The sequence below is a fragment of the Palleronia aestuarii genome (assembly GCF_003253995.1).
Classification (GTDB): Bacteria; Pseudomonadota; Alphaproteobacteria; order Rhodobacterales; family Rhodobacteraceae; genus Palleronia; species Palleronia aestuarii.
Genome location: NZ_QKZL01000005.1, coordinates 221,349 through 244,893, shown reverse-complemented (window position 1 = coordinate 244,893; position 23,545 = coordinate 221,349). Strand labels below are relative to the sequence as shown.

Sequence of the window (23,545 nt, the reverse complement as noted above, 5' to 3'; positions counted from 1 at the left end):
AGTCGTCCTCTCCCGTGGTCTCAGCCTGCGGCCTGGATCTCTGCGAGCCGGACGCGGAGCGCGTCGAGCGTCCGTTGCGAGGGCTCGTGGTCGGGCGCGATCGCGAGGGCGCGTTCCTGCGCGACGATCGCCTCCTGCACGTCCCCGGCGGCGTGAAGCGCGATGCCGAGGAAGTGCCAGTATTCGTGATGATCGGGTCTGAGCTCCGCGGCACGGCGCGCCTGCACCGCGGCATCGCCGTGAAGCTCGCTGCGGTGAAGGTACTCCGCGAGCGTCCGCGCCGCCTCCGCGTAATCAGGCAGATGGGCGGCGGCGCGGCGGAAGAAGCCGAGCGCGACTTCGCGTTCGCCCCGTTCCCAGGCCAGCCGGCCCTCGCGGATCCGAATCTCCGCCTCGAGCCTGCGGATCTCCCGGGCCTGGACGTGCTGGAGCCGCGCGGCGACGCGCGCTATGTCCTCGGCTTCGTACTCGATCCGGTCGGCCTCCTCGGGATAGCCGCCGAAATCCTCCCGGAAAAGCGTCTCGCGGTTCGGGAAATGGCGCTTGCGCACGGCCTCGTTCGAGCTTCGCCAGGTGGCATAGAACGCCTCGGCGGCGGCGCGCGACGGACGGGGACCCTTTCCGGGGAAGAGCCGCGCCAGGCTGTCGGCCAAGGGGCCCTGCACGGCCTCGCGCGGCAGACCGGAGAGCGGCTCGAGGGTCGCGTTGACGCGGCGGAGGAAATCCTGCGCCCGCGCATCGACGGATTCGTTGAGCTTTTTCACCGCGCGGTACGCGTCGAGTGGGCCGAGACCCCAGGCGGAGAGGAAATCGGAAACGACGTCGCCATCCACGAGCTCGGACCGCTCGAAGAGGCGCACACGGACATGGGGCCGCCCGAAGACGTCCTCCCAGAGCGATAGCGACCGGTCGTAGTTAAAATATGGATTGCCGGCATCGGTTTCGGGCAGGATATTCTTGTCGGTCTCCCCTCCCTTCAGCCGCGTGGAATGGAGCGAGACGGCAACCTCGTCCTGACGACGCAGATAGATACTGACGTCGATGCGGTCGAAATGCGGCATCAGGAGATCGGCGAGCCGCTGCACCTCCTCGCGGGTCTTCAGGCGGCTGTGGCAATGCTCGCTGCAGAAGATCGTGATACCCTGTCCGTCGAGCTCGGCCTCGGCCTGCCGCTCGATGCGCCGGCGGAACCCCGCGACGGCTTCCGCGGAATGGACGCCGAACGCATCGCGGATCGGATCGCGCCTGTCGTCGTCCATCGCGTAGGCGGGCAGACCGGTGTGATTGAACTGCCCCGGAAAGCGCGGGTAGCGGATGCCGCGCGCGCCGAGACGGTCGCGGTTGCGGGAGAGGAACATCTGCAGCGACGTGGTGCCGGTCTTCTCGGTTCCGATCTGGAGGATGCAGCGTCTGGTCATGGGCGTGGTCCTAAGCGGCGGTTCTTGACAGGGCATGAATGTCATTCCTCTCGCATCGCGCGGCCGATCCGGCGCAGGAGAGGTTCCACGAGATACGTCCCGGCCCGCCGCTCCCCGATCGTCAGCGACACCTCGACCGGCATGCCGGCGAGCGGCACCACGTCGTCGAGCGCGGCGACGGCCTCGGGGTCGAGCGCGACGCGCGCCTCGAAATACGTCTCGCCCGCATCGTCGGTCAGGGCGTCGGCCGAGACGTAGGAAACGGTGCCCGGAACGATCGGGCTGCCGGCCTTCTTGGCGGCGACGAAGCGCACCTGCGCCGGTACGCCGATCTGGACGCTGTCGATGGCCGACGGGTGCAGCTGCGCCAGCGCCACGAGTTCGTCGTTCTCGGGCAATATGGTCATCAGCGGCTCGCCGGGCGCGATCACGGCGCCGGGGGTGACGGTCGTGATCTCGACCACGCGCCCGGCTTGGGGGGCGCGCAGATCCTGACGGCGCAGCACGTCCCGCGCGGTCCGCTCCTGCGAGGACAGCGTCTCGATCCGCTTGCGGGTCTCCACGAGGTTCGTGACGATCTCCACCCGGCGCTCCTCCTCCAGCGCCGCGATCTCGGCGCGGGCGCGGGCGATGTCCTGGCGCGCCGCGGCGGCCAGGGCCTCGTGCTCGCCGCGTTCGCCGCCGAATTGCGCGAGGGCCCGGTCGAGCTCGTAGAGCTTCTGGCGCGGCACGGCGCCACGCTCGACCAGGGTCTCGGTCTGCGCCCGCTCCTCGGTCCAGAGCCGGGACTGGCTTGCGGCGGCGGCGGCACGGGCCTCGGAGGCCGCGATCTGGGACCGGGACTGGTCGATCTGCCGCTCTAGCGCCGCGATCCGCGAGCGATGCGTCCCGAGGCGCGCGTCGTAGAGCGCGAGCTCGACCGCCCCCCGCATCTCGGCCTGCGCACCTTCGGGGCGGGACGCGGCGTCCGGACGCCGTCCCGCGCGCTCGGCCTCGAGGCGCCAGGCCGCGAAACGCGCCTGGTCGAGCTCAGCCGCGATCTGCGAGAGCGTCTCCCGGATCTGCGTCGCATCGAGCCGGGCCACGACCTGCCCGCCCGCGACGCGGTCGCCCGCACGCACCAGAAGCTCGGACAGGATGCCGCCCTCGAGATGCTCGACGCTCTTGCGTTCGCTGTCGGCATGCAGCGTTCCCTGCGCGACCACCGCGGCGTCGAGGCGCGCGAAGAGCGCCCAGCCCCCGATGGTCGCGACGAAGGCCGAGGCGACGAGCAGCGCGGCGAGCAGGAGCGGCGCATAGGACTGGAGGCGGGGTTCGTCGATGGCGAGCGTCACGATGCGTCCCTCGTCAGGGCCGCGGCTGCGGCGGCCACGCGGCGGGGTGTCATGGTCTCCATCACCTCGGCGCGCGGGCCGAACTGCGCGACGGCCCCGTCCTTCAGCACCAGAAGGCGATCGGCGCGGTTCAGGATCGACATCCGCTGTGCCACCACGACGATCGTGGCGCCGCCTCTTCGCGCGGCCTCGATCGCGGCCACGAGCGCCGCCTCGCCTTCCGCGTCGAGGTTGGAATTGGGCTCGTCGAGGACAAGAAGTTTTGGTGCGCCGTAGAGCGCGCGGGCGAGCGCCACACGCTGCTTCTGCCCGCCGGAGAGCTGCAGGCCCGAGCCGCCGAGCCGCGTGGCATAGCCGTTCGGGAGCGACCCGATGAGGTCGTGGACCCCCGCGGCGCGGGCGGCGGCCACGATCCCCTCCATGTCGCCCTCGCCGAACCGGGCGATGTTCTCGGCCACGGTGGCCGAGAAGAGAGCGGCATCCTGCGGCAGGTATCCGGTCGCCCGCCCGAAGGAGGCCCGTTCATGCGCCCAGGCCGCCTGCCCGTCGAGATAGACGCCGCCCGCCGTGGGACGGTGGATGCCGACAATCATGCGCGCGAGCGTCGACTTGCCGGCGCCAGAGGGTCCGACGATCCCGATAAGTTCGCCCGCGCCGACCTCGAAGGTCACGTTCCTCAGGAGCGGACGGCCCTGCGCGTCGGGCACGTAGGTCAGGCGATCGACGTTCAGGCGGCCGCTCGCGATCTCGAACCCCTCGCGGGCGCGATCCGTCGCCCCCTCCTCGGTTACGGATCGCAGCCGCCGCGCCGCGCCGTGCGCGTCCACCCATTGCCGCCAGCCATCGACGAGCTGCTCGAACGGCAGGAGCAGGCGTCCGGTCAGCGTGGAGGCGGCGATGATCGTGCCCGCGGTGGCGGCATCGTTGATCACAAGGATTGCGCCGGTGGTGATCATGCCGATCTGGAACGCCATCCGCGTCGTCCGGACGAGCGAGGAAAGCCCCTTGGCGAGCCTGAGGCCGCTCTCGACCGCCTCGATCGCCTCACCCTGCTTGCGCCGCCAGCGCCGCGCGAGAGCGGGCAGCATGCCCATCGCGGTGATGACCTCGGCGTTGCGCAGCGCCTCGGCGGTCTCCGCCTGGACGTGACCGGAAGCGGCGGAGGCCGCGGCGCTCGGACGCCGCACCGCAAGCTCGATGCCGATCGCCGCGCCGAGAAGGAGGAGTGCGCCCGCCAGCGCGACGGTGCCGTAGGCCGGGTGGAGGAGAAACAGGACGAAGAGAAAGAGCGGCGTGATCAGCAGGTCGATGGGCAGTGCGATCATGCCCCCGACGATGAAGGCGCGCAGGTCCGACAGGTCGCGCACCGCCGACATGGCGGAGGTCGGGCCGTTCCTCAGCGTCGTCTCGACCGCGGCCTCGAAGACGGGGGTGCCGAGCCGCGCGGTGAAGCGGCCGCCCAGCACCGCGAAGATGCGCTGGCGGATCACGTCGAGGACGAGCTGGAACACGAGGATGACGGCCACGAGAAGCACGAGCGCCAGAAGCGTGTCGAGGTTTCGCGACGACAGCACCCGGTCGTAGACCTGGATCATGTAGAGCGGCATCCCGAGATGCAGGAGCCCCACGAAGAACCCGACCGCGCCCGCGGCGAGCCCGCCGCGCACGAGGTCGCGCATCGCCGCGCTCCAGGCCGCTTCCGGCACCATTTCAGACGGCCTCGCGCATGGGTGCGCGCCGGGCCGCGAGCTTGGAGAAGAGCTCCGCATGTCGCCGCCCGGCCTCAAGCGACGTCATCGGCGGCCGGATCCCGGCCCGGAGCCGCGTCCAGAGCGCCGGGTCTGAGATCGCCTCGCCCATCCGCTCGGCCAGGCTCTCGGCGGAGGAGACATGGAAATGGAGCCCGTCGATCCCGTGGCGGACCTTCTCCGCCATGCCGCCGATATCGGAAACAATGAGCGGGCGGCCGTGGTGGAACGCCTCCTGAATGACGACGGGGGAATTCTCCCACCAGGTCGAGGGCACGATCATCCAGTCGACCTCGCGCATGAGGTTCGGCAATTCGTGGCTCTTGTAGCTGCCGCGAAAACGGATGCGGCCGCCCGCGATGCGGAAGAGCTCCTTGACCTGCGCCTGAAACGTCTCCGGCTGGTGTTCGAGATTGCCGCCGTAGACGTAGAGGATGCTGTCGCCCCAGACCTCCTTCGGCACCCGCGTCACCGCCTCGACGAGCACCTTGATGCCCTTGAACGGATTGAGCTGGCCGAAATAGGCGAAGCGGTTGCGTTTCGCGCCCGGCAGCGCGGGCCGCAGCGGCGCGATCGGGCCGCCGTCGAGCCCGTTCTCGATCATCACGAGCTTCTCGGCGGGCAATCCCCACTGCTCGAAGCGCGAGAGCAGGAAATGGGACGGCGAGACGAAGGCGTCGACTTCGTTAAAGAACGACTTCACGAACATCTCCCGGCGCAGCATGTTGCCCGCCCCGATCTCCGGAAAGCACATCCCGCATTCGGACGGCGACGCCTTGGTGCAGAGCGCATGGGTCGCGGGCTTGATCATCTGCCCGTGATGGGCGCAGATCGGCAGGTATTCGTGGAGGGTGTAGACGATCGGCACGTCGCCGAGCGCCCGGCGCACCGCCCGGATCGCCTGCATGCCGAAACCCATCACGTGGTGGAAGTTCACCACGTCGGGGCGCAGCTCGCGCAGATAGCGCTCGAAATGCGCCATCAGATCGTCGAGATCCTTGCTGCCGAGGTGGAACCAGTCGAAATCCGACGAATGGTAGAGCATCTCGTTCGGGCCGCGCCCTAGCGACATCAGCGGCGTCGCCTTGTGGCGCACGACCGGCGGGGCCACGCCCGCGAGGTAATGCGCCTCCCATCCGGGCTGCGCGCCGAGCCCTTCGTAGAGATTCCACGACGCGACCTGCGCGCCGCCGATGGAGAAGGCGGGATGAGCATGGGAAACAACGAGGGCCTTCACGGACGGGCTCCTTTCTCGGTGCGGCGCGCGATGAGCGCGGTATCGACGGCGCGCGTCATCTGCGCGAAGGGGGTGAGCTCCTCGGGCCGCGGGTCCTCGACCATCCAGAACGCGACCGCGCTGGCGCACCAGGTCTCGCCCCCCGCGAGCCGCAGCCGGCGGGCGAGGTCGAGATGGGTATAGGTGTCGCCGAAAAGGTGGCCGGAGAACCCGCCCGACCGGGCAAGGAGCGACCGGTCGACGAGGGCGATCTCGGCCGCGCCCGCCGCGACGGCGCGGGTCGTGTCCGAGCCTATCGCATGTGCGCCGAGGCCCGCGCGCAGGCAATCTGGCCCGCGCGCGCCGGGACGCGGCCGCTCGCCGCCGAAATAGATCGAGCCGTCCTCGTAGAACAGGACCGGCGAGACGAGCCCGGCGCCGACGCGCTCCGCCTCGACCCGGAGCCGCGCGAGCCATCCCGGCCCCCGCGGCAGCGCGGCGCTTTGCCAGACGAGGAGACGCTCGGCATTCCCTGCGGCCGTCCCGGCATCGAGCCGCGCGGCCATCGTGGCATGGTCGGGCACCACGATCAGGCTTCCGGTCAAGCCGTAGAAGTGGAACGCATCGTCGAGCGGCCGGCGGATCTCCGCGGCCACGCTCCGCGAGACGACGAGCGTGAGATCCATCCCCTCCGCGTCGGAGGTGCCCGCGAGCGTGGCGAGGATCGGCTGCAGCTCCGCCAGGCCCGCGACCGGCATCACCGCGGAGACGTCGCGCCCCGCGGGGCCCGGTCCGAGCGGCATCGCCGCGCCGATCCGGCGCAAAGGCTCGGTCCGGCGACCGAGGCCCGCGAGAAACGGGGCGAGATGGCGCTCGACGATGACCGGAAGCTCGGGTTCGTGCGGCGAGAGCCCCGAGAGGACCGCGGGCAGGACCCCGTCGCCCTGCGCGAGCATCACGTCCACGGGCCGGAAGAGGCACGATCCGTTCTCGAACACCAGCTCGAGATAGAGGTCGCCCCCGTCCCTCCCGGGCTGCGCCGGGACGTGGCAGACGAAACCGTGCATCACGTCGCGATCGTCGAGGAGCCCGGCGAAGCGCGGATCGAGCGCGAAGCCCGCATTGAGGTCCGGCCGGGGCAACATCGACCACGTCTCGTGCAGCGGCGCGTAGAGATTGCCCGACCCCTTCAGGATCACGCGTTCGACCTGCGACAGCGGATCGAGGAGCCAGCCCGAGACCAGGAGCCCCCCGTCAGCGGCCTTCAGGACCCGGTCGAGCGCCGCCGCTACCGGACCGTCATGAGACGACAGCGTGTCGTGCCCCTCGTAGCGGGGTCGGCAGATCCGGCGGAAGGCGCCGAGGACGGCCTTCGGCGCCTGCAGCCGGTCGAGCATGCCCCTGACATGCGCCGTGGCCGTCGGGCCGCGGAACGCGGGCGCCATCGTCGGCACGACATCGAGCCGGCCGAGGCGCCCGCCGCGTTCGAAGAAGAGCGCCTCAGGAAGCGGAACCTCGGGATCGACCTGCTTGATGTAGAGGCAGAAGCCGGAAGCGGGCGGCAGGATGTCCTCCCGTTCGAACCGCGCCACCGCGATCGCGCGGGCGTCGTGGCCCGGCAGTCCCGCGATCTCCGTCACCTCCGCGTCGAAGGCATGGGCCCAGCCCTGTAGGAACAGCCCCCCGCATTCGGTGCGCGCCGCGACTTCGACGAAGCCCGCGCGCTCGGCCGACCGCGTCCTGAAATCGGCGGCGAGATCGCCCGACGACGTCGGCGCGTGCTGGCGCAGGAACGCGAGGATCGCCCCGGCATCGCCCCCTTCGCGCACGAGCTTGAGAAGCGGCGTCGCGGTCACGTCGAGATCGCCGGGCGCGGAGAGCCGCAGCGATGCCCGGCCCTGCGCGAGCCGAAGCATGGCCCCGTGCGGGGGCATCGCGCCCAGAAGGGCGAGCCCCGCATGACCGCGCGGCGTCGTCCAGGAAAGGCAGGCCCAGGGTCCGATCCCGTCGAGCGTGCCGTCCGCGGGAAGGGGCGTCGGCGACGCGGCGAAGACCAGCGCGACATGCCCTCCGGGCAGGATGATCGCGGAGGTCGGCGAGAGGGTGGCCGCCTCCGTCGCGGCGGGATGCGTGACGGGCGGGGTCATGCGAGGGCCTCCTGGCAAAGTCGGCGGTACTGGGCGAGATGGGCCTGCGCCATCGCGTCGGTGTCGGTGGGCGGCCGGATGTTCGCCGCGAGCCGCCGGCAGAGATCGGCATCCGCGCGGGCGATCGTCTCGGCGAGCGCCGCGGGATCGTTGCGGGGCACGTGAAGTCCCGTCCGGCCATCCTCGACCGCCTCGGCCATGCCGCCGATGCCGGTGCAGATGACCGGGCGGCCGGAGCGCTGCGCCTCGAGGATCACGAGGGGCGCGTTTTCCCACCAGGTCGACGGGACGACCACCCAATCGGTCCGGTCCATCAGACCGGGCAGGTCCGACCGGTCGTAGGGGCCATGATTATGCGCCAGCGGCGCCGCGCGGGCGAGTGCCGCCTCGAACCCTGCGCGCTCGGCCTCAGCGCTCCAGGTGAAGCCGCCATGGATCGTGATCCGCAGATCGGCCTCGCGCGCCGCGAGCCGGGCCGCGGCATCGAGCAGGACGTGGACGCCCTTGTGATCGGCGACGTTGCCGAAGAAGGCGAAACGATGCCCCTGGACGGGCAAGGCGGGCGCCCGGCCCGGCACGCCGTTCGGAAGGAGAACCATCTTCTCCCGCGGCAGGCCCCAGGCGGCGTAGCGCTCCATCGCGAAGCGGCTCGGCAGCACGACAAGATCGACCCCCGAGAGCACGGCCTTCAGATGCGCCTCGCGCAGCGCGTGGCGCGCGACCGAAAGCTCTGGCAGGCATTGACGGCACCGCGCGGGCTCCGCCCGGCTGCAAAGCGCGCCCTCGGAGGTCACCATGAGACCGTCCTTCGCGCAAATCGGCTGGAAATCGTGCAGCGTCACGACGATCCGCGCCCGCGAGCGCGACCGGATCGCCGCGACGACATCCGACCCGATGCGGTCGAGACCGTGCAGATGCACGATGTCGGGGCGCGTCCGGCCGAGGATCCGCTCGAGCGCGGCGATCCATCCGGATCCGTCGAGCCGCAGCATAGCGAAGGCATCGTAGCGGCCCGTGCGCAGGAGCAGGTCCTCCCCGGCCTCCGCGAGCGAGCCCGGCGCCATCTCGGGACGCGAGAGCGACGTGCTCGCGGCCAGGAGCGTCGTCGGTGCGCCGGACCGGCGCAGGGCACGCGTCAGATCGGCGGCGATCCACTCGGTACCGCCATTGGTGACGTCGGGATGATCGTGGACGATCTGGAGAATACGCGGTTCAGTCATGGGACGTCTCCCGAAGGGTGGCGAGCGCGCGGCCCTCGACGGCGCGTTGCAGCGGATCGGGCAGGTCGTCTGAGAAGACGGCGAAGCCGTCGCTCCCTGCCCGGCCCGCCCGGGCGGCCGGAACCGCGTGAAGATCGGCAAGGACGCTGGGAAGGGATGCTTTCGAAGACCGCATCGCGGCGAGGGACGCCCCGCCGAGCGCGGCGACATGGCCGCCCTCGCCGATCTCCGAGAAGCTTGCCCGGGACGCGCCCGCCCGACGGCGCCACGCGGAAAGCCAGCCGCGGCGGGTCGGCAGGATCCCCTGTCCGAGGATCACGGCCCGGTCGGCGCGCGCCACGCGCAGCGCCGCACGCAGGCATTCGCTCGGCATTGCCCCGGACGCGACCGACACGACACGGAGCCCTACGCGGTGGATCGCGCTCAGCGCATCGGCCGTCGCGAGGACAGAGGACGTCTGCGCGCCGTCGGGATGGTAAAGCACGATCTCCGCCTGCGTCGCGCCCGGCTCCGTCACGATGGCCGCGAGGAGGGCGTGGAGATGCTCGCGCGGCTCTGAGGCCGCGATCACCACCGAAACGGACGGCCTGGCCTTCGCCGATCCGAACTCCGCCACCCGGCAGCGCCAATCCGGCCGCCCGCGCATCACGCCGGGCAGGGCCGCGGCGAGCACGTCCGCGGCGGCGCTTTCGGGCAGGGAGCGGAACGCCTCGGGGCAGATCTCGTTCGTTGCGTCGAACGAGGCGGGCTGGCGCGGCCCGATCCGGCCGGAGCGATAGACGGGCGCCACCGTCGCCGGCCCGGAGGCAGGACCGGACCAGGGCACGTAGCCCGCGGCGACGGGGCCGAGGCGATCGTGCCAGACGAGCGCATCGCAGCGCAGATCGGCCTGCGTGTCCTCCGCCTCGATCCGGAACCCCGCGAGAAGGCCGCGCGGATCGTCGATGCTCACGAGATAGAGAAGTCCGTCGCCCTGCCGCGACAGATGCACGGCGCGCGCAGTCGGCGCGGCCTCGGCCGGGCAATCGATCTCCGCGCGCAGGATCGCGACCTCGGTACGCTCCGCTGCGAGCCGGTCGACGAAGGCGCGCGCCGCCATGCGCGTCGCGGCATTGCGGCGCGCGAGCCAGCTCGAGAGCGGTTGCGCGGCCGGGCTGCTCGAGACACCGAGACGCAGAAGGGTCGTCCCGATCGCCACGAGCTCGCCCGATTGCGGAAGCGGCCGGTCGAGGAAGATGTGCAGGAACCGGCGTCCCCCCGAGACCTCCTCGCAAGTGGCGATGTCGCGCAGGCGCCGGGTCCGGGCGCCCGTCCAGAGCGTCACCGCCTCGAGCCGGGGCAGTGCCATCTCCGCCGGCAGCTCCCAGGTCAGGACCGCGCCGTCGCGGCCGACCGGGCTGCGTTCGGCGAGCGGAACATGGACGCCCAGGCGTTCGACGAGCTGTTCGGCCAGCGCGCCGAACTCGCCGACCTCGCCCTTCCCGAAGAGCGACGCGCCGGTGGTCAGCAGCAGACGCAGGAGCCGCAGCCCCCCGGTCTCGTCGAGCCCCGCGACGAGCGCCATCGCATCGACGAGCGGGGATTGCAGCGCGAGCGGATCGATCCGCGCGATGACGACATGGCCCGCCGAGATGCTGAGGGCGCCCGCGCAAAGACGCGCCGACGGATAGGCGACGATGAGGAGGTGGCGCTGGCCGCCGGTCTCGAGACCGAGCCGCGTCAGCGCCACCGGCCCGCCGAGCGGTTCGCCGTCGAGCGTCGCGGTGAGCCTGTCGCCCAGGCCCAGGGTCGCGGGCCCCGTGTCGAAGAAGATCGCGGTGCGCTCGGAGGACAGGGGAACGACGAATACTGCGAGTGCCGGCGTGAGAGTGCGGTCACGGTCCTGGCCGAATGCCATATCGAGCATCATGAAATCCCGTGTGAAAGCGGAAGAGGGTGCGGCCGGCAGACCCCCTCCCGGGTCGCGCCGGCCGCGATTAGATCACGACAGCGGTTAGACGATCGTGAAGAACTTCTCCGGATCGGCGGTGATTTCCTCGTAGGACACCCCCTTGAGAAGAATGCTGTCGCCCTGTTCGAAATCGATGAGCGTGCCTTCCGCGCCGAGATCGATGGCATAGCCGGCGACGTCGGCCGCCCCCTCGAGCGACAGGCCGTCGAGCGTCCCGGCGATCTGCAGGATATCGCCGTCGGAGAAATCCATGATGACGTCGCCGCCACCCGAGAAGACGAAGAGGTCGTCGCCGTCGCCGCCGAACATCACGTCGTCGCCCGCGCCGCCGTCGATCGTATCGTCGCCCTTGCCGCCGTAGAGAAGGTCGTCGCCCGCCCCGCCCTGCAGCAGATCGTCGCCCGATCCCCCTTCGAGCCGATCGTCTCCCGTTCCCCCTTCGAGCGTGTCGTCGCCGGAGCCGCCGACCATCAGGTCGTCACCCGCTCCGCCCTCCATGACGTCGTCGCCCGCCCCTCCCAGAACCGTGTCGTCGCCCTCGTCGCCCGAGAGCGTGTCGCTGCCCGATCCGCCGAGGAGGAGGTCGTCGCCCTCCCCGCCATAGACCTGATCTTCGCCGGATCCGCCATTGAGCATGTCGTCTCCCGCGCCGCCGTCGATGATATCGTCACCCGATCCCGCGATCACGGTATCGGCGCCGCCGCCTGCGCTGATGAAGTCGCTCTCGGACGTTCCGAAGACAAAATCGTTGAATGCACCGCCTGGAATTGTAGCCACTGATATGACCCCTTGATTAGCAGCCCCCGTGAGCCAAGAGGTGGCGCGGGCCACCCTAACGAAATCCTAATGCGCGACCGCATAGGGCGAGAAAGCTCCGACCAAGTTTCTCGCCTTTTAGTTGATCGTTAGTCGAATGCTCCGGAACCGGCGCGGGCCCGTTAAGAAGACGGTAAGCCGCCCGACGGGATGACTCGGGTCGCACCGGGCATGGGGCCCGGCTCCGATCCACCATTTCCGCTGGTCTTCTCGGTATCGCCAGCGGGTTCACCTGACATCAGGCGGTATGTTTTATGGCGATCTCGCTTTCAAACGCTTTGAATACCTTCGCGTCCGCGCTCCTTTCCGATGCCGGGCGCCTCTCGACACTCCTCCATTCGAACCTGACCTTCTTGCCCCTGCCGACCGGGTCTTCCGCCGGCAGCGACGCGGGCGACATCATCATCGGGACGCAGGATGCGGACCTCGTCGATGGCGGGGCGGGCAACGATCTCGTCTTCGCCTCGGGTGGCGGCGACACGCTCCGGGGCGGCGACGGCAATGACGCGCTTCTGGGCGGCAGCGACGCCGACCTCATCGAGGGCGGTGCCGGGATCGACATCCTCCTCGGCCAGGACGGCAACGACACCCTGCATGGCGGCGGGGGGTCGAACCTCCTCGTCGGGGGGGCGGGCGACGACGTGCTCGATGTCCGCTGGGCCACCTATTCGGGGCCCTACGAATCCTTCCAGGTCTGGCGGGCCGAGAAGCGGCTCTCGGTCGACGTCATGTATGGCGGCGACGGCAACGACCGCCTCGAGGGCTCCTACGGCACCGATCTGCTGCACGGAGACGCGGGCAACGACACGCTGCGCGGACAGGACGGCGACGACGTCCTGCATGGCGGCGCGGGCGACGACCTGCTGCGGGGCGACAACGGGGCCGACCGCCTCTTCGGCGAGGCGGGCGACGACCGGCTGCTAGGCGGCGCGGGCGCCGACACCCTCGACGGCGGCGACGGACGCGACACGATTCACGGCGGTGGCGGACGCGACGAGATCGACGGCGGCGCCGATCGCGACGTCCTCCACGGCGGCGCGTCGGCGGACGTGATCCGGGCCGGCGACGGCGACGATTACGCGGATGGCGGTCATGGCGACGATACGATCTGGCTCGGGGCGGGAGACGATTTCGTCGCCGCGATCGACGATCTCGGCCGGGGCGACGACCTCATCTACGGCGAGGACGGCGACGACTGGATCCACGGCGGCCGGCACGACGACCGGATCGATGGCGGCGCGGGCAACGACCGGCTGAACGGCGGCGCGGGCACCGACGTGCTCACCGGCGGGGCCGGGTCCGACATCTTCGAGTTCCGCGGCCAGTCGGGCAACGACGTCGTCACCGACTTCTCCGCCGACGACGCGCTCCATATCGAGCGGGAAATGAACGGCCTGACCGGGCTCGACGCCGCGAGCCTCGCGACCCGGATGATCGGCTTCGGCGACGACACGCTGCTCGACCTGGGAGAGGACAACACGATCCTCTTCGCGGGGCTAGATCCCGACACCCTGTCGGGCCTTCTCGACACCAATCTCTTTTATCTGTGAGGATGAAGACATGCGCATATTGCTCACCGGTGGCGCCGGCTATGTCGGCAGCGCCTGTTTCCGCCATTTCAGGCGGCAGGGAATCGAGGCCTTCGTCCTCGACGATCTCAGCGAGGGCCATGCCGGCGCCGTCGAGGCCGACCGGCTCGACGTGGCCGACATCCGCGATACCGATGCGGTCGCGGCCATCCTCCGGCGGCGCGGGATCGACCATGTCGTCCATCTCGCGGCGCTGATCTCGGTACCCGACTCGATCACCGATCCGGCGGGCTACTGGTCGGTCAACACCGCCGGCTCGATGAGCCTTCTGGAGGCGATGCGGGCCGAGGGCGTGGGGCGGATCGTCTTCTCCTCCACCGCCGCAGTCTATGCACACGGCTTCGATCGCCCCATCCGGGAGGACGATCCGATCGCGCCCGCGACGCCCTACGGCGCCTCGAAGCTCGCCGTGGAACATCTCCTGGAGGGCTACGCGACGGGTTACGGGATGGCGGCGACGGCGCTGCGCTACTTCAACGCGGCGGGCGCCGATCTCGACGGACGGCACGGCGAGGCGCATCGCCGGGAGAGCCACGCGATCCCGCTCGTCGTCGAGGCCGCGCTTGGCAACCGCGCGGGGTTCGACGTCTATGGCGGAGAGTGGGACACGCCCGACGGGTCCTGCATCCGCGATTTCGTCTCCGTGATCGATCTCGCCGATGCGCATCTGCGGGCGCTGAAGCGGGCGCGTCCCGGCGTCATGGCGCGCTACAATCTCGGGTCGGGCACCGGGACGAGCGTGCGCGAGATCCTCGCGGCCGCCGAGGCCGTGACGGGCCGCCCGGTCCCGTCGCAGGTCAAGCCCGCCCGCCCCGGCGACCCGGCGCGGCTCATCGCCGATACGACGCGGGCCCGGACCGAGCTCGGCTGGACGCCGCGCCATTCCGATGCGCAGAGCCTCCTGTCGGCGGCCATCGCCTGGCACGGCTCCTACGGGTTGGACCACTACCTCGGAACGCGGATCGCCGCGGAGTGACGGGAGAGGCGGCGCTTCAGGCGATCTCGCCCAAGAGTGCCGCCCGACGGGCCAGCATCTCCCGCGCCGCGGCGCGGGCGAGGACGCGGTCGCGGGCGGCCGTGGCCCGCCGCGCCGCGGCCCACGGGTCCGCGAGGACATCGAGTACCGCGTCCGAAAGCGCATCCGGCGCGCGCATGTCGACGAGCCGCGCGGTGGCGTCATCCGCGAACTCCGTCACCGGCGCGGTATCGGACAGGACGAGCCGCGCGCCCGTGGCCATCGCCTCGAGCATCGACCACGACAGCACGAAGGGCACGGTCAGGTAGACATGCGCGTCGCTCCGGCGCAAAAGCCAGCGATAGGAGCGTAGCGGAAGCTTTCCCAGAAGCACGACCCGGCCGCGATCGAGGCCCGGCGTCGCGAGCCCCTCGCCGAGCCAGTCCACCCGCCGCATCGCATCGGTCCCGTAGGCCACCGAAGGCGTGCCCGCGATCGCGATCACCGCGTCGGGCCGGGCGGCCTGGATGGCGGGCAATGCCGCCATGAATTGCGGAAAGCCCCGGTGCGGCTCCATCCCCCGCGTGGCGTAGGTGACGAGCGGTGTGGAGGGCGCGAGACCTTCGAGCGCGTCCGGCCGGTCCATCGGATCGGCGCCGCCCGAGCGGGGACGGAAGAATTCGGTGTCGATCCCGTCGTGGCAGATCGTCATCCCCCCGCGGAGCGCGTCGGGAAATTGCGCGGCCTGGAACGCGGTCGGGCAGAGAACCCGGTCCGCCGCCGCGATCTCGAGCGCCATCGCGGCGTTCCTGCCCCGCTCGACCATCGCCTGGTCGGGATCCGACAGATCACCATGCGTCGCGCCGAGATAGGCGAGGTCGGGCGCGGGATGGTTGTACCACCATTCCGCATAGGCGACTGTGCGGACCCCGCGAAAGACGTCGCGCGCGAAAAGGCCCGCCCCGGGCCCGGCATGGGAGACGACGATATCCGGCCGCAAGCCCGATCGCCCGGCCGCGAGCGCCGCGCGGGCGAAGCCCTGGCCGTTCAGCGCCGCCCGGTCGAACGGCTGCGCATAGGGATGGGTCCGCGACGACGGCGCGCGCGCGGGCGCATAGCGAAGCGAGCCGCATTCGGGGATGGCCGTCGCCGCGCGCGCGGCGAAGGTGACGGGCCATCCGAGCGTGGCGAGATACCGCCCGAGCGCCCCGAACTGGCCCGGACCGTCATCGTGGACGAAAAGAATATGGGGCCGCACACCCCGCCGCAGCGCCGGGGTCGCGATCGCGCCCGGCCCCGCGGCTCCGTCAGGCACCGAAGAGCGACCAGAGCCCGAGGGCCAGCGAGCCCGCCCCGATCGCCAGGGCCGCCGCGACCGCGAGACCGAGGCCCCGTCCGCCCGTACGCGGCGGCGCCTCGAGACCTCCGAGCGCCGTCTCGATCCGCGCCTGGACGATCTCGATCCGGTCGAGCGTCTCACGGAGCGGCGCGGTATCGCGCTCGAGGCCGGTCTCCAGCCGCGCGCGAAGCGCCACCACCTCCTCGAACGTCCGCTCCGGCAGGCGCCGGCCCGGCTCGTCCCTGTCCGCGGCCCGGCCGATCCGGCGCAGCGGCATGGGCGCCACGCCGTCCACATGGGCCGTCGCTTCGATCGTGAACTCGAAGCCCGGCTCGAGCGGCGGATCGAGATCGACGGAAAAGCCGTAGCGCCCGGTGCCGATCCCGTTGCGTTCGAGATCCGGCCGGGGGGTATCGGCGCGCAGTTCGGCCACGACGCGGCCTTCGCGCGTGACGCGCACCGTCACGGCCGCCTCGGGATCGGCGCGGTCGATCGCCCATCCCGCGACGCGGTTCGCGCGCGGCACGTCGACGACGCCGTTGAGGCGACCGTCCGTGCCCGCTTCGGGATCGGCGGCGTTGCTGGACATCTCTGGCATGGCGAGGCTCCGGTCTGCGTTCGCCAATTCTTAAGCCGGATATCCCTGAATGCGGATTTAACGGCGAGGTGCGAAATGCGGTGGATTTGGGCTATCCTGTGCCTCCTGGCGGCACCCGCGACCGCGCAGACCGTCCTCTACGACTGGTCGGAGGACGCCTGCGCACGCTGGGACATCCCCGACACCCCGGCGCGGTTCTGGCGGGAGGAGGGCGGCGTGGCGCTCGTGGCGGGCTCGGAATCCTCGCGCATCGCCCGCGGGCCCGATCCGTTCACCCTCTCGCGCGATTGCGGGGTCGTCTATGCGGGCGGCCATGACCCCGATCCGACGCAAAACGACGACCGCGCCTGGATCCATTCCACATGGCTGCGTCCCGACGGCCGGTTCGAGGCGCTGGCCCATGTCGAATATCACGGCCATCGGCACGGAACCTGCCTGGCCGAGGACTACGCGGCCTGCTGGCGCAATTCGGTCATCGCGCTCGAGCGAACGGATGCGGGGCGCTTCGACAGGCGCCCCGGACCGCCCGTCGCGGCGCTTCCTTTTCCCTACGACCCGGCGCAGACCCGGCGCACGGGCTATTTCAACCCGTCGAACATCTTCCGCGACGGCGATTTCCTGCATGTCTTCGTCTTCGCGGAGGCCTCCGGCGCGCAGGCCCGCGGGGCTTGCCTGCTGCGCCGCCCGCTACCTGGCGGAGAATGGCGCGCCTGGGACGGAGAGGGGTTCGCCGCCCGTCTCGACGGGGGGCCGGACGGCGATACCTGCGCGCCGGTGGACGGTGTCGTCTCCACCCTCTCCTCCGTCGTGGCGGACGCGTCCGGGGGCTGGCTCGCGGTGACGCCCCGGACGGTGTCGGGCCGCCCGGGCCTCTGGCTACAGCGTTCGGACGACCTGATCCACTGGACGGAGCCAGAGCTTCTGGCCGCGCTGCCGCTCCTCTGGCGGCGCGACTGCGCGGCGCCCGCCGTCTACGCCTATCCCGCGCTGTTGGCCCCAGAGAGCCCGTCGCGGAACTTCGATGTCCTCGACGGCCCGGTCTGGCTCACGGCGGTGCGGATGCCGCTCGACGGGGCCTGCCGCGTGGGCCCCGAACGCGACCTCGTCGCCTGGCCGCTCACTCGGCGCGCCGAGGGCGGTTTCGCGGAAATCCCGCTGCCCTGAAAACGGGCGGCTCTGTCACTCTCATTATCGTCGGCCCTCATGCTGCGCTTCGAGAGACGCGTAGCGGCTTTTCCGCCGGAGATGGCGATAGTATGGGCGTGTGGACGAAAGGGTTCGACTGGCAGCCACGATCATAGGACGATGCGGCTTCCATATCTCGCGGTCACGGGCGACATTGCACGGCGTGGTGGCTGTCGCGTTTCACGGGGCTCGGGCCTCCGGGCGGCTTGAAGGACATCCTCCGGTCCGGCCGGGGGAAACAATCAGATCGAGGGCAAGTATTTTGGATAGTAAGCGTATATTGGTCACAGGCGGCGCCGGATTTCTGGGCAGTCATCTTTGCGAACGGCTCGTCGCGGACGGGCACGAGGTCCTCTGCGTCGACAATTACTTCACCGGGCGGCGTTCGAACATCTCGCATCTGCTCGGCAAGCCCGGCTTCGAGGCGATGCGCCACGACGTGACCTTCCCGCTCTACGTGGAGGTGGACGAGATCTACAACCTCGCCTGCCCGGCCTCGCCGATCCATTACCAGCACGATCCCGTCCAGACCACGAAGACCTCCGTGATCGGCGCGATCAACATGCTGGGGCTCGCCAAGCGCTGTAAGGCCAAGCTGCTGCAGGCATCGACCTCGGAGATCTACGGCGATCCCGTCGTCCATCCGCAGGTCGAATCCTACTGGGGCAACGTCAATCCGATCGGCCCCCGCTCCTGCTACGACGAGGGCAAGCGCTGCGCCGAAACGCTGGTCTTCGACTATCGCCGCCAGCACGGGATGGACGTGAAGGTGATCCGCATCTTCAACACCTACGGGCCGCGGATGAACCTGGGCGACGGGCGGGTGATCTCGAACTTCGTCGTGCAGGCCCTGCGGGGCGAGCCGATCACCGTCTATGGCGGCGGGAGCCAGACCCGGTCCTTCTGCTTCGTCGACGACCTGATCGAGGGCATGATGCGGATGATGGCGACACCCGAGAATGTCAGCGGCCCCGTCAATATCGGCAACCCCAACGAAATGACGATCCGCGAGCTCGCCGAGACCGTGATCGCCGCCACCGGCTCGCGCTCGGAACTGGTCGACCGCCCCGCGATGGAGGACGACCCGCAGCAGCGCCGCCCCGACATCACCCGCGCGGGCGAATTGCTCGACTGGCGCCCGGAGATCACCCTCTCCGAGGGGCTCGGACGCACGATCGACTATTTCCGCGGGGTCCTCGCCGAACAGGCGTGACAGGGCTCCCGCGACGGCTGCGTGGCGCTCAGGTCGCCACGTAGCGGTCACGGCGGTGGTTGATGGCGATGACGAGATTGAGGACCACCGCACCCAGCAGCGACCAGATCACGATCGGCACCGGGAAGATCAGGAACGCCACCGCGAAGAGCACGGCATCGAAGGCGAGCTGCAGATATCCCGCCTGGATGCCGAACCGGTCCTGCGCGTAGAGCGCGACGATCCCGACGCCGCCGAGCGACCCGCCATGTCGGAAAAGGGCCAGGAGGCCGAGGCCCGTCAGCACCCCGAAGATCACCGCCCCGAGCGCGGGGTTCAGCCGCTCGATCTCGAATCCCATCGGCAGGAGCTCCGTCAGGATCGACAGGAGCGTGACCGAGAGAAGCGACTTGACCGTGAAGGTCGCGCCCATCCGGCGCCATCCGAGCCAGTAGAAGGGTAGGTTGATGACGAAGAAGACCGGGCCGAAGGACCAGCCCGTGAGATACGAGACGATCACCGCGATCCCCGCCGTCTGGCCCGTGACGAGCCCCGCGAAGGTCAGGACCTGCAGGCCGAGCGCCGCGCAGAAGACGCCGAACCCCAATCCCTGGGCATCGTCGAGAAGGCTGTGGCGGGGCGCGTCGACCATGAATTCGTGATGCCGCCTCGCGCGGGGACACGCAATCCTGAAGCGACCGCCCCGGCTGACGTTTCGGCCCTCCGCCGGTCCCGGCCGCGAGACCTAGCCCGTTTCGCGGATCGCCTCGATCCGGTCCATGCCGCCGACGCTTTCGGCCATCTCCTCCCACACGGGCCGGGCGCCCGCGATCCAGGCCTCCATCTCCTCGGGCTCGACCACGACGCCGCCACCCGCGCGCGCCTCCTCCATCGCGCGGACCTCGTCCCGGACGATGAGCGCATCGAAATAGCCCGCCGCGGCGCGCACCTCCTCGCCCAGCACCTCCCGGTGTTCCGCGTCGAGGCCGTCCCAGAAGGCGCGGGAGAAATAGACGATGCCCGCGGCACGGATATGCGACGTCTCGGTCAGGTCGGGGACGACCTCGTAGAGGTTGAACCCGGCATAGGCGCTCTTCGTCAGGTCCATCGCATCGACCACGCCCGTCTCGAGCGCGTTGTAGACCTCCACGATCGGGATGCCTGTGGGGATCGCGCCGTAGCCGGACCAGAGCGTCGTGTGGAGCGGGCTCTGGATCACCCGCATGTTGAGCCCCCGAAGCTCCGACGGCCGCCGGATCGGGCTCTTCGACAGGAGCTGCCGCGCGCCGTAATCGATGAAGGACGGCGCGACGAACCCCGCGTCGCGGAGGCGCGCGCGCAGGGCCTCGCCGATCTCTCCGCCGGTCACGGCCTTCAGGTGCGCGGCATCGCGGAAAAGGAAGGGCAGATCGAGGATCTGCGTCTCCGGCACCCAGGCCGACATCACCGAGACCGTCGAGAGCGACCCCTGCACCGCCCCGAGACGCGCGTTCTGCGCCACCTCGCGCTCGCCCCCGAGCGCCGCGTTGGGCACGATGTTGAACGCGAAGGCCCCGGGCATCCGTTCCTCCATCCGGTCCGCGATCCGGGTCCAGATCAGCGTCTCGGGCTTGTCGGCGGCGAGGAGCGAGGCCACGGTGACGCTCTGCTGCGCGCGGGCGGGGCGCGCGAGCATCGGCGCGGCGAGCAGGCCCGCTGCGCCGGTCCCGAGGAACGTGCGGCGATCGGGTCGGGCTGGCGCGGACATGGGCATCTCCCTGCCTGGCGGGATTTCAGGCTTGCGCCGTGGCATAGGCGAAGACGCAGATGATTGCGAGCGCCGCGGCAAGCGCGAGGATATAGGGTATCACCGCCCGGAAGAGCGCGTCCGTCGGCACCTTCGTGATGCCCGCGGTCACGAAGACCAGTACGCCCAGGGGCGGCGTCAGCCCGCCGATCATCAGCGCCACCACGACGATGACGCCGAACGTGATCGGATCGAGGCCCGCCTGCGTGGCGGGCGGCAGCAGGAGCGGTCCGAAGAGGAGGAGCGCCGCGCCGATATCGAGGACGAGGCCCGCGAGAAGCAGGATCGCGCACGACAAGGCCAGCACGCCCAGGGGCCCGGCCCCCGCGACGAGGACCGAGATCGCCCCCGACACGTCGTCGACCGCGAGCAGGAACGCCGCGGGCGCGGCCGTCGCGATCAGGAGCGCGATCGCCGCCGTCTCGATCGCGCCCTGCCGGAAGAGGCGGAAGAGCCCGGCGATCCCAACGCCGCCCCGCAGCGCGAGGCCGAGCGTGTAGAGCGCGGCCATGGACGCGGCCTCCGTGACGGTGACGACCCCGAAACGGATGCCCGCCACGACGATCAGGCCGAGCCCGAAGGCCGGCACCGCGCCGAGCGCGCCTTGCCAGCGATCTCCGGCCGAGGCCGCCGATCCGCGCGCGGGCTCCGCGCTCGTCAGGCCGATCGCCACGAAGAGCGCCGCGGCCATCAGGAGGCCCGCCCAGAGGCCGCCCAGGAGAAGGGCGCCTACCGAAAGGTTCGTCGCCCCGGCGAGGATCAGGATCGCGATCGAGGGCGGGATGACGTTGTCGAGCACGGAGGTCGCCGCCACGATCGCGGCCGCCCGCGCGGGGGTGTAGCCGCGCCGCACGAGCTCGGGCTGGAACGTGCTCGCCCCGAAGGCCGCCGAGGCGATCGAGGAGCCCGACGCCCCCGCGAAGAGGAGGTTGGTGACGAGCGTGGTCTGACCCACGCCGCCGCGGCGATGGCCGACCAGCGTATCGGCGAACCGCACGAGGGCCGTGGCGATGCCGGAGGCCGACAGGAACAGCCCCGCGAGGAGGAAGAACGGCACCGCGAGGAGGAGGAACTTCGACATGCCGGCCACGGCGGTATTGACGATCGCGGGTTCGGGCAGCGGCGCGCCGAAGGGCAGCACGAGATAGGCGGCGGCGAAAAGGGTGTGCGGCAGGGGCGCCCCCGCGACGAGGCCGAGCGCCGCGATCCCCGCGAGGAGCGCGGAGGGCGGCATTCCGGTCTCGACCCGCAATCCCTGCCCCGCGAGATAGAGCGCGGCGGCGATCCCAGCGGCCAGCGCAAGCCCCGCGATGCGCCGCTCCGCGACGCGGGCGAGCGCGACGAGGACGACGACGAGACCACCCCCCGCGGAAAAGAGCGCGAAGGGGATCCATTCCGGCAGGCCGAGCCCGGGGCTGATCCCCCCCACCAGGTCCGCGACCTTCCGCCCGCCGAGCAGGATCACCAGACCGGAGAGCAGGACGACCGCATCGGCGAGGACATCCGCCGCCCGTCCCGCGCGATCCGGCATCCGCTCGCGCAGGACCGTGAGGCGCATCGCCAGCGCGGAGCGGAGCGTCAGCGGCAGGGCCACGGAGAGGATCGCCACGTGGAGCCAGAGCGCCGCATCCTCGGCCCCGAGTATCCCCGTGCCGAAGACGTAGCGCAGCACGGCGCCCGTCGCGACGAGCGCGAGGAGCATCCCGAGGAGCAGCGCGCTCGCGGCCCCGAGACCCGCCTCCGCCGCACCGAGGAGCAGCGCCGCATACCGGGGGATGCCCCGATCTCCGGGCGCCGCCTTCATCGCCCCGCCATGCCCGGCGCCGGACATGCCGTGCCTCCGCGCATCCGGTCCGCCGCGCGGGTCTCGGCCACCTGCGGGGCGTGCCGCGCGGAAACGTCATCCCTCTGGATCACGCTCGCCAATGAGGGTCGCATCGCGGCGAGGCATCCGACAGTTTCAGCACCCAGCCCTCCCGCGTCATACCGAAAGAGACAGACTAAATTCGCGAAGGCAAACAGGGCCTTCCACGTCAAACCTTCATCGGTAAATGAGGATCGAGCGCCATCCCGCCACAGGTCCGGATCACGGGGCGAGCCGGAATCTTGACAGCGCTCGCGCCCTCCCTGCCGAGGCCCCGCATGGGGCTGTCGGCACCGGCGTCCCTCCCGATCCCGAGGCTTCGCGCGACCGGGGATCAGGTCGCCATGGGCGCGTGGCGGTTCAGCCTCCAGACCTCGAAGTTCAGCGCCGCGGCGATCGTCACCCAGGCGAGATAGGGCACGATGAGCAGCCCCGCGAGAAGATCGCGCTCGAGGAACGTGAAGAGCGTGCCCGCCACCGCGAACCACAGGAACGCGATCACCACGAGGCCCCCGCGGGTGTTGTGCAGCCCGAAGAAGACCGGCGTCCAGAGCGTGTTGAACGCGATCTGCATGGCGAAAAAGGCCATCGCATAGGCGTTGAGCGGCTCGACGGCCACCCGCGCCGCGGCGAAGGACATGAAGAGATAGAGCAGCGTCCAGGCCACCGGGAAGACCCAGTTGGGCGGCGTCCACGAAGGCTTCTCCAGCGCCTCGTACCAGCGTCCGGGCTTGAAGGCCGCGCCGGTCGCCGCCGCCGCGCCGCAGGAGAAGAGAAAAATGAGAAAGAGGGTCCAGTCCATGTGGCGAACTTAGCGATTCCGGCGCCGTAATCCAGTGCCGATCAGCCCCGAAGACCGCGGCGCCGCTCCGACATCATCGCGATCCGCATCATCGTCTCCGACAGCGCCGCCATCGCGACCTTGCGCGCCTCCGGATCCTCGGTGGCCGCGAGAACCGCGCGCTGCTCCGCCGCCTTCCGCCTGAGCGCCACCTCCGGCGGCACGACGCCTTCGGCCTTCATCATCCGGTGGCCCGCCGCCTCGATCGCGTCGATCCCGCGCTCCGCGCCGCCGAGATCGAGCGGACGGCCCTCGCCCGCGAGACCGGTGAGATCACCGGCCTCCCGCGCCTCCTCGATCCTGCGTTCCGCGATGCGCCAGAGCCATGACATGCGGCGAAGATGGC

The 23,545-nt window shown here is 70.6% G+C and carries 19 protein-coding genes; 4 read left to right on the top strand and 15 right to left on the bottom strand.

The annotated features are described in order from the left end of the window. Positions 1-20: 20 nt before the first annotated feature. The 8 genes from LX81_RS08715 to LX81_RS08675 all read right to left on the bottom strand — a co-directional run bounded on the left by LX81_RS08715 (position 21) and on the right by LX81_RS08675 (position 11,811). A complete protein-coding gene (locus tag LX81_RS08715) occupies positions 21-1,418 on the bottom strand; it encodes a tetratricopeptide repeat protein (protein ID WP_111536905.1) in 1,398 nt (465 codons plus the stop codon). 41 nt (positions 1,419-1,459) lie between these two features. Further along, positions 1,460-2,752, bottom strand: a complete 1,293-nt coding sequence (locus tag LX81_RS08710) for an HlyD family type I secretion periplasmic adaptor subunit (protein WP_170133887.1) — start codon at positions 2,750-2,752, stop codon at positions 1,460-1,462. After that, positions 2,749-4,431 (bottom strand): type I secretion system permease/ATPase, encoded by a 1,683-nt coding sequence (locus LX81_RS08705; protein ID WP_111537005.1) that lies wholly within the window; start codon positions 4,429-4,431, stop codon positions 2,749-2,751. The genes LX81_RS08710 and LX81_RS08705 overlap by 4 nt, the downstream gene beginning before the upstream one ends. Positions 4,432-4,462: 31 nt before the next feature. Beyond that, positions 4,463-5,737 (bottom strand): glycosyltransferase family 4 protein, encoded by a 1,275-nt coding sequence (locus LX81_RS08700; RefSeq protein ID WP_111536903.1) that lies wholly within the window; start codon positions 5,735-5,737, stop codon positions 4,463-4,465. After that, positions 5,734-7,863 (bottom strand): hypothetical protein, encoded by a 2,130-nt coding sequence (locus LX81_RS22155; protein ID WP_111536902.1) that lies wholly within the window; start codon positions 7,861-7,863, stop codon positions 5,734-5,736. Before LX81_RS22155 ends, LX81_RS08700 begins: the two co-directional genes overlap by 4 nt. Further along, positions 7,860-9,083 carry a glycosyltransferase gene (locus LX81_RS08690; RefSeq protein WP_170133885.1) on the bottom strand — a complete coding sequence of 408 codons (1,224 nt, stop codon included), beginning with the start codon at positions 9,081-9,083 and terminating at the stop codon, positions 7,860-7,862. The genes LX81_RS22155 and LX81_RS08690 overlap by 4 nt, the downstream gene beginning before the upstream one ends. After that, complete coding sequence (locus tag LX81_RS22150) at positions 9,076-10,989, bottom strand: glycosyltransferase family 2 protein (RefSeq protein ID WP_170133884.1); 1,914 nt, start codon at positions 10,987-10,989, stop codon at positions 9,076-9,078. Before LX81_RS22150 ends, LX81_RS08690 begins: the two co-directional genes overlap by 8 nt. An 87-nt stretch (positions 10,990-11,076) precedes the next feature. Further along, positions 11,077-11,811 (bottom strand): calcium-binding protein, encoded by a 735-nt coding sequence (locus tag LX81_RS08675; RefSeq protein ID WP_111536898.1) that lies wholly within the window; start codon positions 11,809-11,811, stop codon positions 11,077-11,079. 293 nt (positions 11,812-12,104) lie between these two features. Between LX81_RS08675 and LX81_RS08670 the strand changes: the two genes are divergently transcribed. Next, positions 12,105-13,400 carry a calcium-binding protein gene (locus tag LX81_RS08670; protein ID WP_111536897.1) on the top strand — a complete coding sequence of 432 codons (1,296 nt, stop codon included), beginning with the start codon at positions 12,105-12,107 and terminating at the stop codon, positions 13,398-13,400. 10 nt (positions 13,401-13,410) lie between these two features. Then, entirely contained in the window at positions 13,411-14,415 is a 1,005-nt protein-coding gene (gene galE / locus LX81_RS08665) for a UDP-glucose 4-epimerase GalE (RefSeq protein WP_111536896.1), read from the top strand. A gap of 16 nt (positions 14,416-14,431) precedes the next feature. On the opposite strand, the gene LX81_RS08660 is transcribed toward galE, so the two are convergent. Further along, positions 14,432-15,709, bottom strand: coding sequence for a glycosyltransferase (locus tag LX81_RS08660; RefSeq protein WP_170133883.1), 1,278 nt, complete (start codon positions 15,707-15,709; stop codon positions 14,432-14,434). Then, the gene (locus tag LX81_RS22145; protein ID WP_170133882.1) at positions 15,702-16,331 is read right to left on the bottom strand and encodes a hypothetical protein; all 630 of its coding nucleotides are present in this window, start codon (positions 16,329-16,331) and stop codon (positions 15,702-15,704) included. The genes LX81_RS08660 and LX81_RS22145 overlap by 8 nt, the downstream gene beginning before the upstream one ends. Positions 16,332-16,406: 75 nt before the next feature. On the opposite strand from LX81_RS22145, the gene LX81_RS08655 reads away from it, so the two are divergent. Both LX81_RS08655 and LX81_RS08650 read left to right on the top strand, forming a co-directional pair. Further along, positions 16,407-17,495 carry a hypothetical protein gene (locus tag LX81_RS08655; RefSeq protein ID WP_146259407.1) on the top strand — a complete coding sequence of 363 codons (1,089 nt, stop codon included), beginning with the start codon at positions 16,407-16,409 and terminating at the stop codon, positions 17,493-17,495. 280 nt (positions 17,496-17,775) lie between these two features. After that, the gene (locus LX81_RS08650; protein ID WP_111537004.1) at positions 17,776-18,729 is read left to right on the top strand and encodes a UDP-glucuronic acid decarboxylase family protein; all 954 of its coding nucleotides are present in this window, start codon (positions 17,776-17,778) and stop codon (positions 18,727-18,729) included. Between the two features lie 28 nt (positions 18,730-18,757). Here the strand turns inward: LX81_RS08650 and LX81_RS08645 are convergent, their stop codons facing one another. The 5 genes from LX81_RS08645 to LX81_RS08625 form a co-directional block, all read right to left on the bottom strand. After that, the gene (locus LX81_RS08645; protein ID WP_111536893.1) at positions 18,758-19,360 is read right to left on the bottom strand and encodes a YitT family protein; all 603 of its coding nucleotides are present in this window, start codon (positions 19,358-19,360) and stop codon (positions 18,758-18,760) included. Between the two features lie 93 nt (positions 19,361-19,453). Beyond that, positions 19,454-20,455 (bottom strand): TRAP transporter substrate-binding protein, encoded by a 1,002-nt coding sequence (locus LX81_RS08640; protein WP_111536892.1) that lies wholly within the window; start codon positions 20,453-20,455, stop codon positions 19,454-19,456. A gap of 25 nt (positions 20,456-20,480) precedes the next feature. Next, positions 20,481-22,325, bottom strand: a complete 1,845-nt coding sequence (locus LX81_RS08635) for a TRAP transporter large permease subunit (RefSeq protein ID WP_234822541.1) — start codon at positions 22,323-22,325, stop codon at positions 20,481-20,483. Positions 22,326-22,692: 367 nt separating this feature from the next. Further along, positions 22,693-23,160, bottom strand: coding sequence for a tryptophan-rich sensory protein TspO (gene tspO / locus LX81_RS08630; RefSeq protein ID WP_111536891.1), 468 nt, complete (start codon positions 23,158-23,160; stop codon positions 22,693-22,695). A gap of 41 nt (positions 23,161-23,201) precedes the next feature. Continuing rightward, positions 23,202-23,531: a DnaJ family domain-containing protein gene (locus LX81_RS08625; protein WP_111536890.1), complete on the bottom strand. Its 330-nt coding sequence runs from the start codon at positions 23,529-23,531 to the stop codon at positions 23,202-23,204. Between the last annotated feature and the right edge of the window lie 14 nt (positions 23,532-23,545).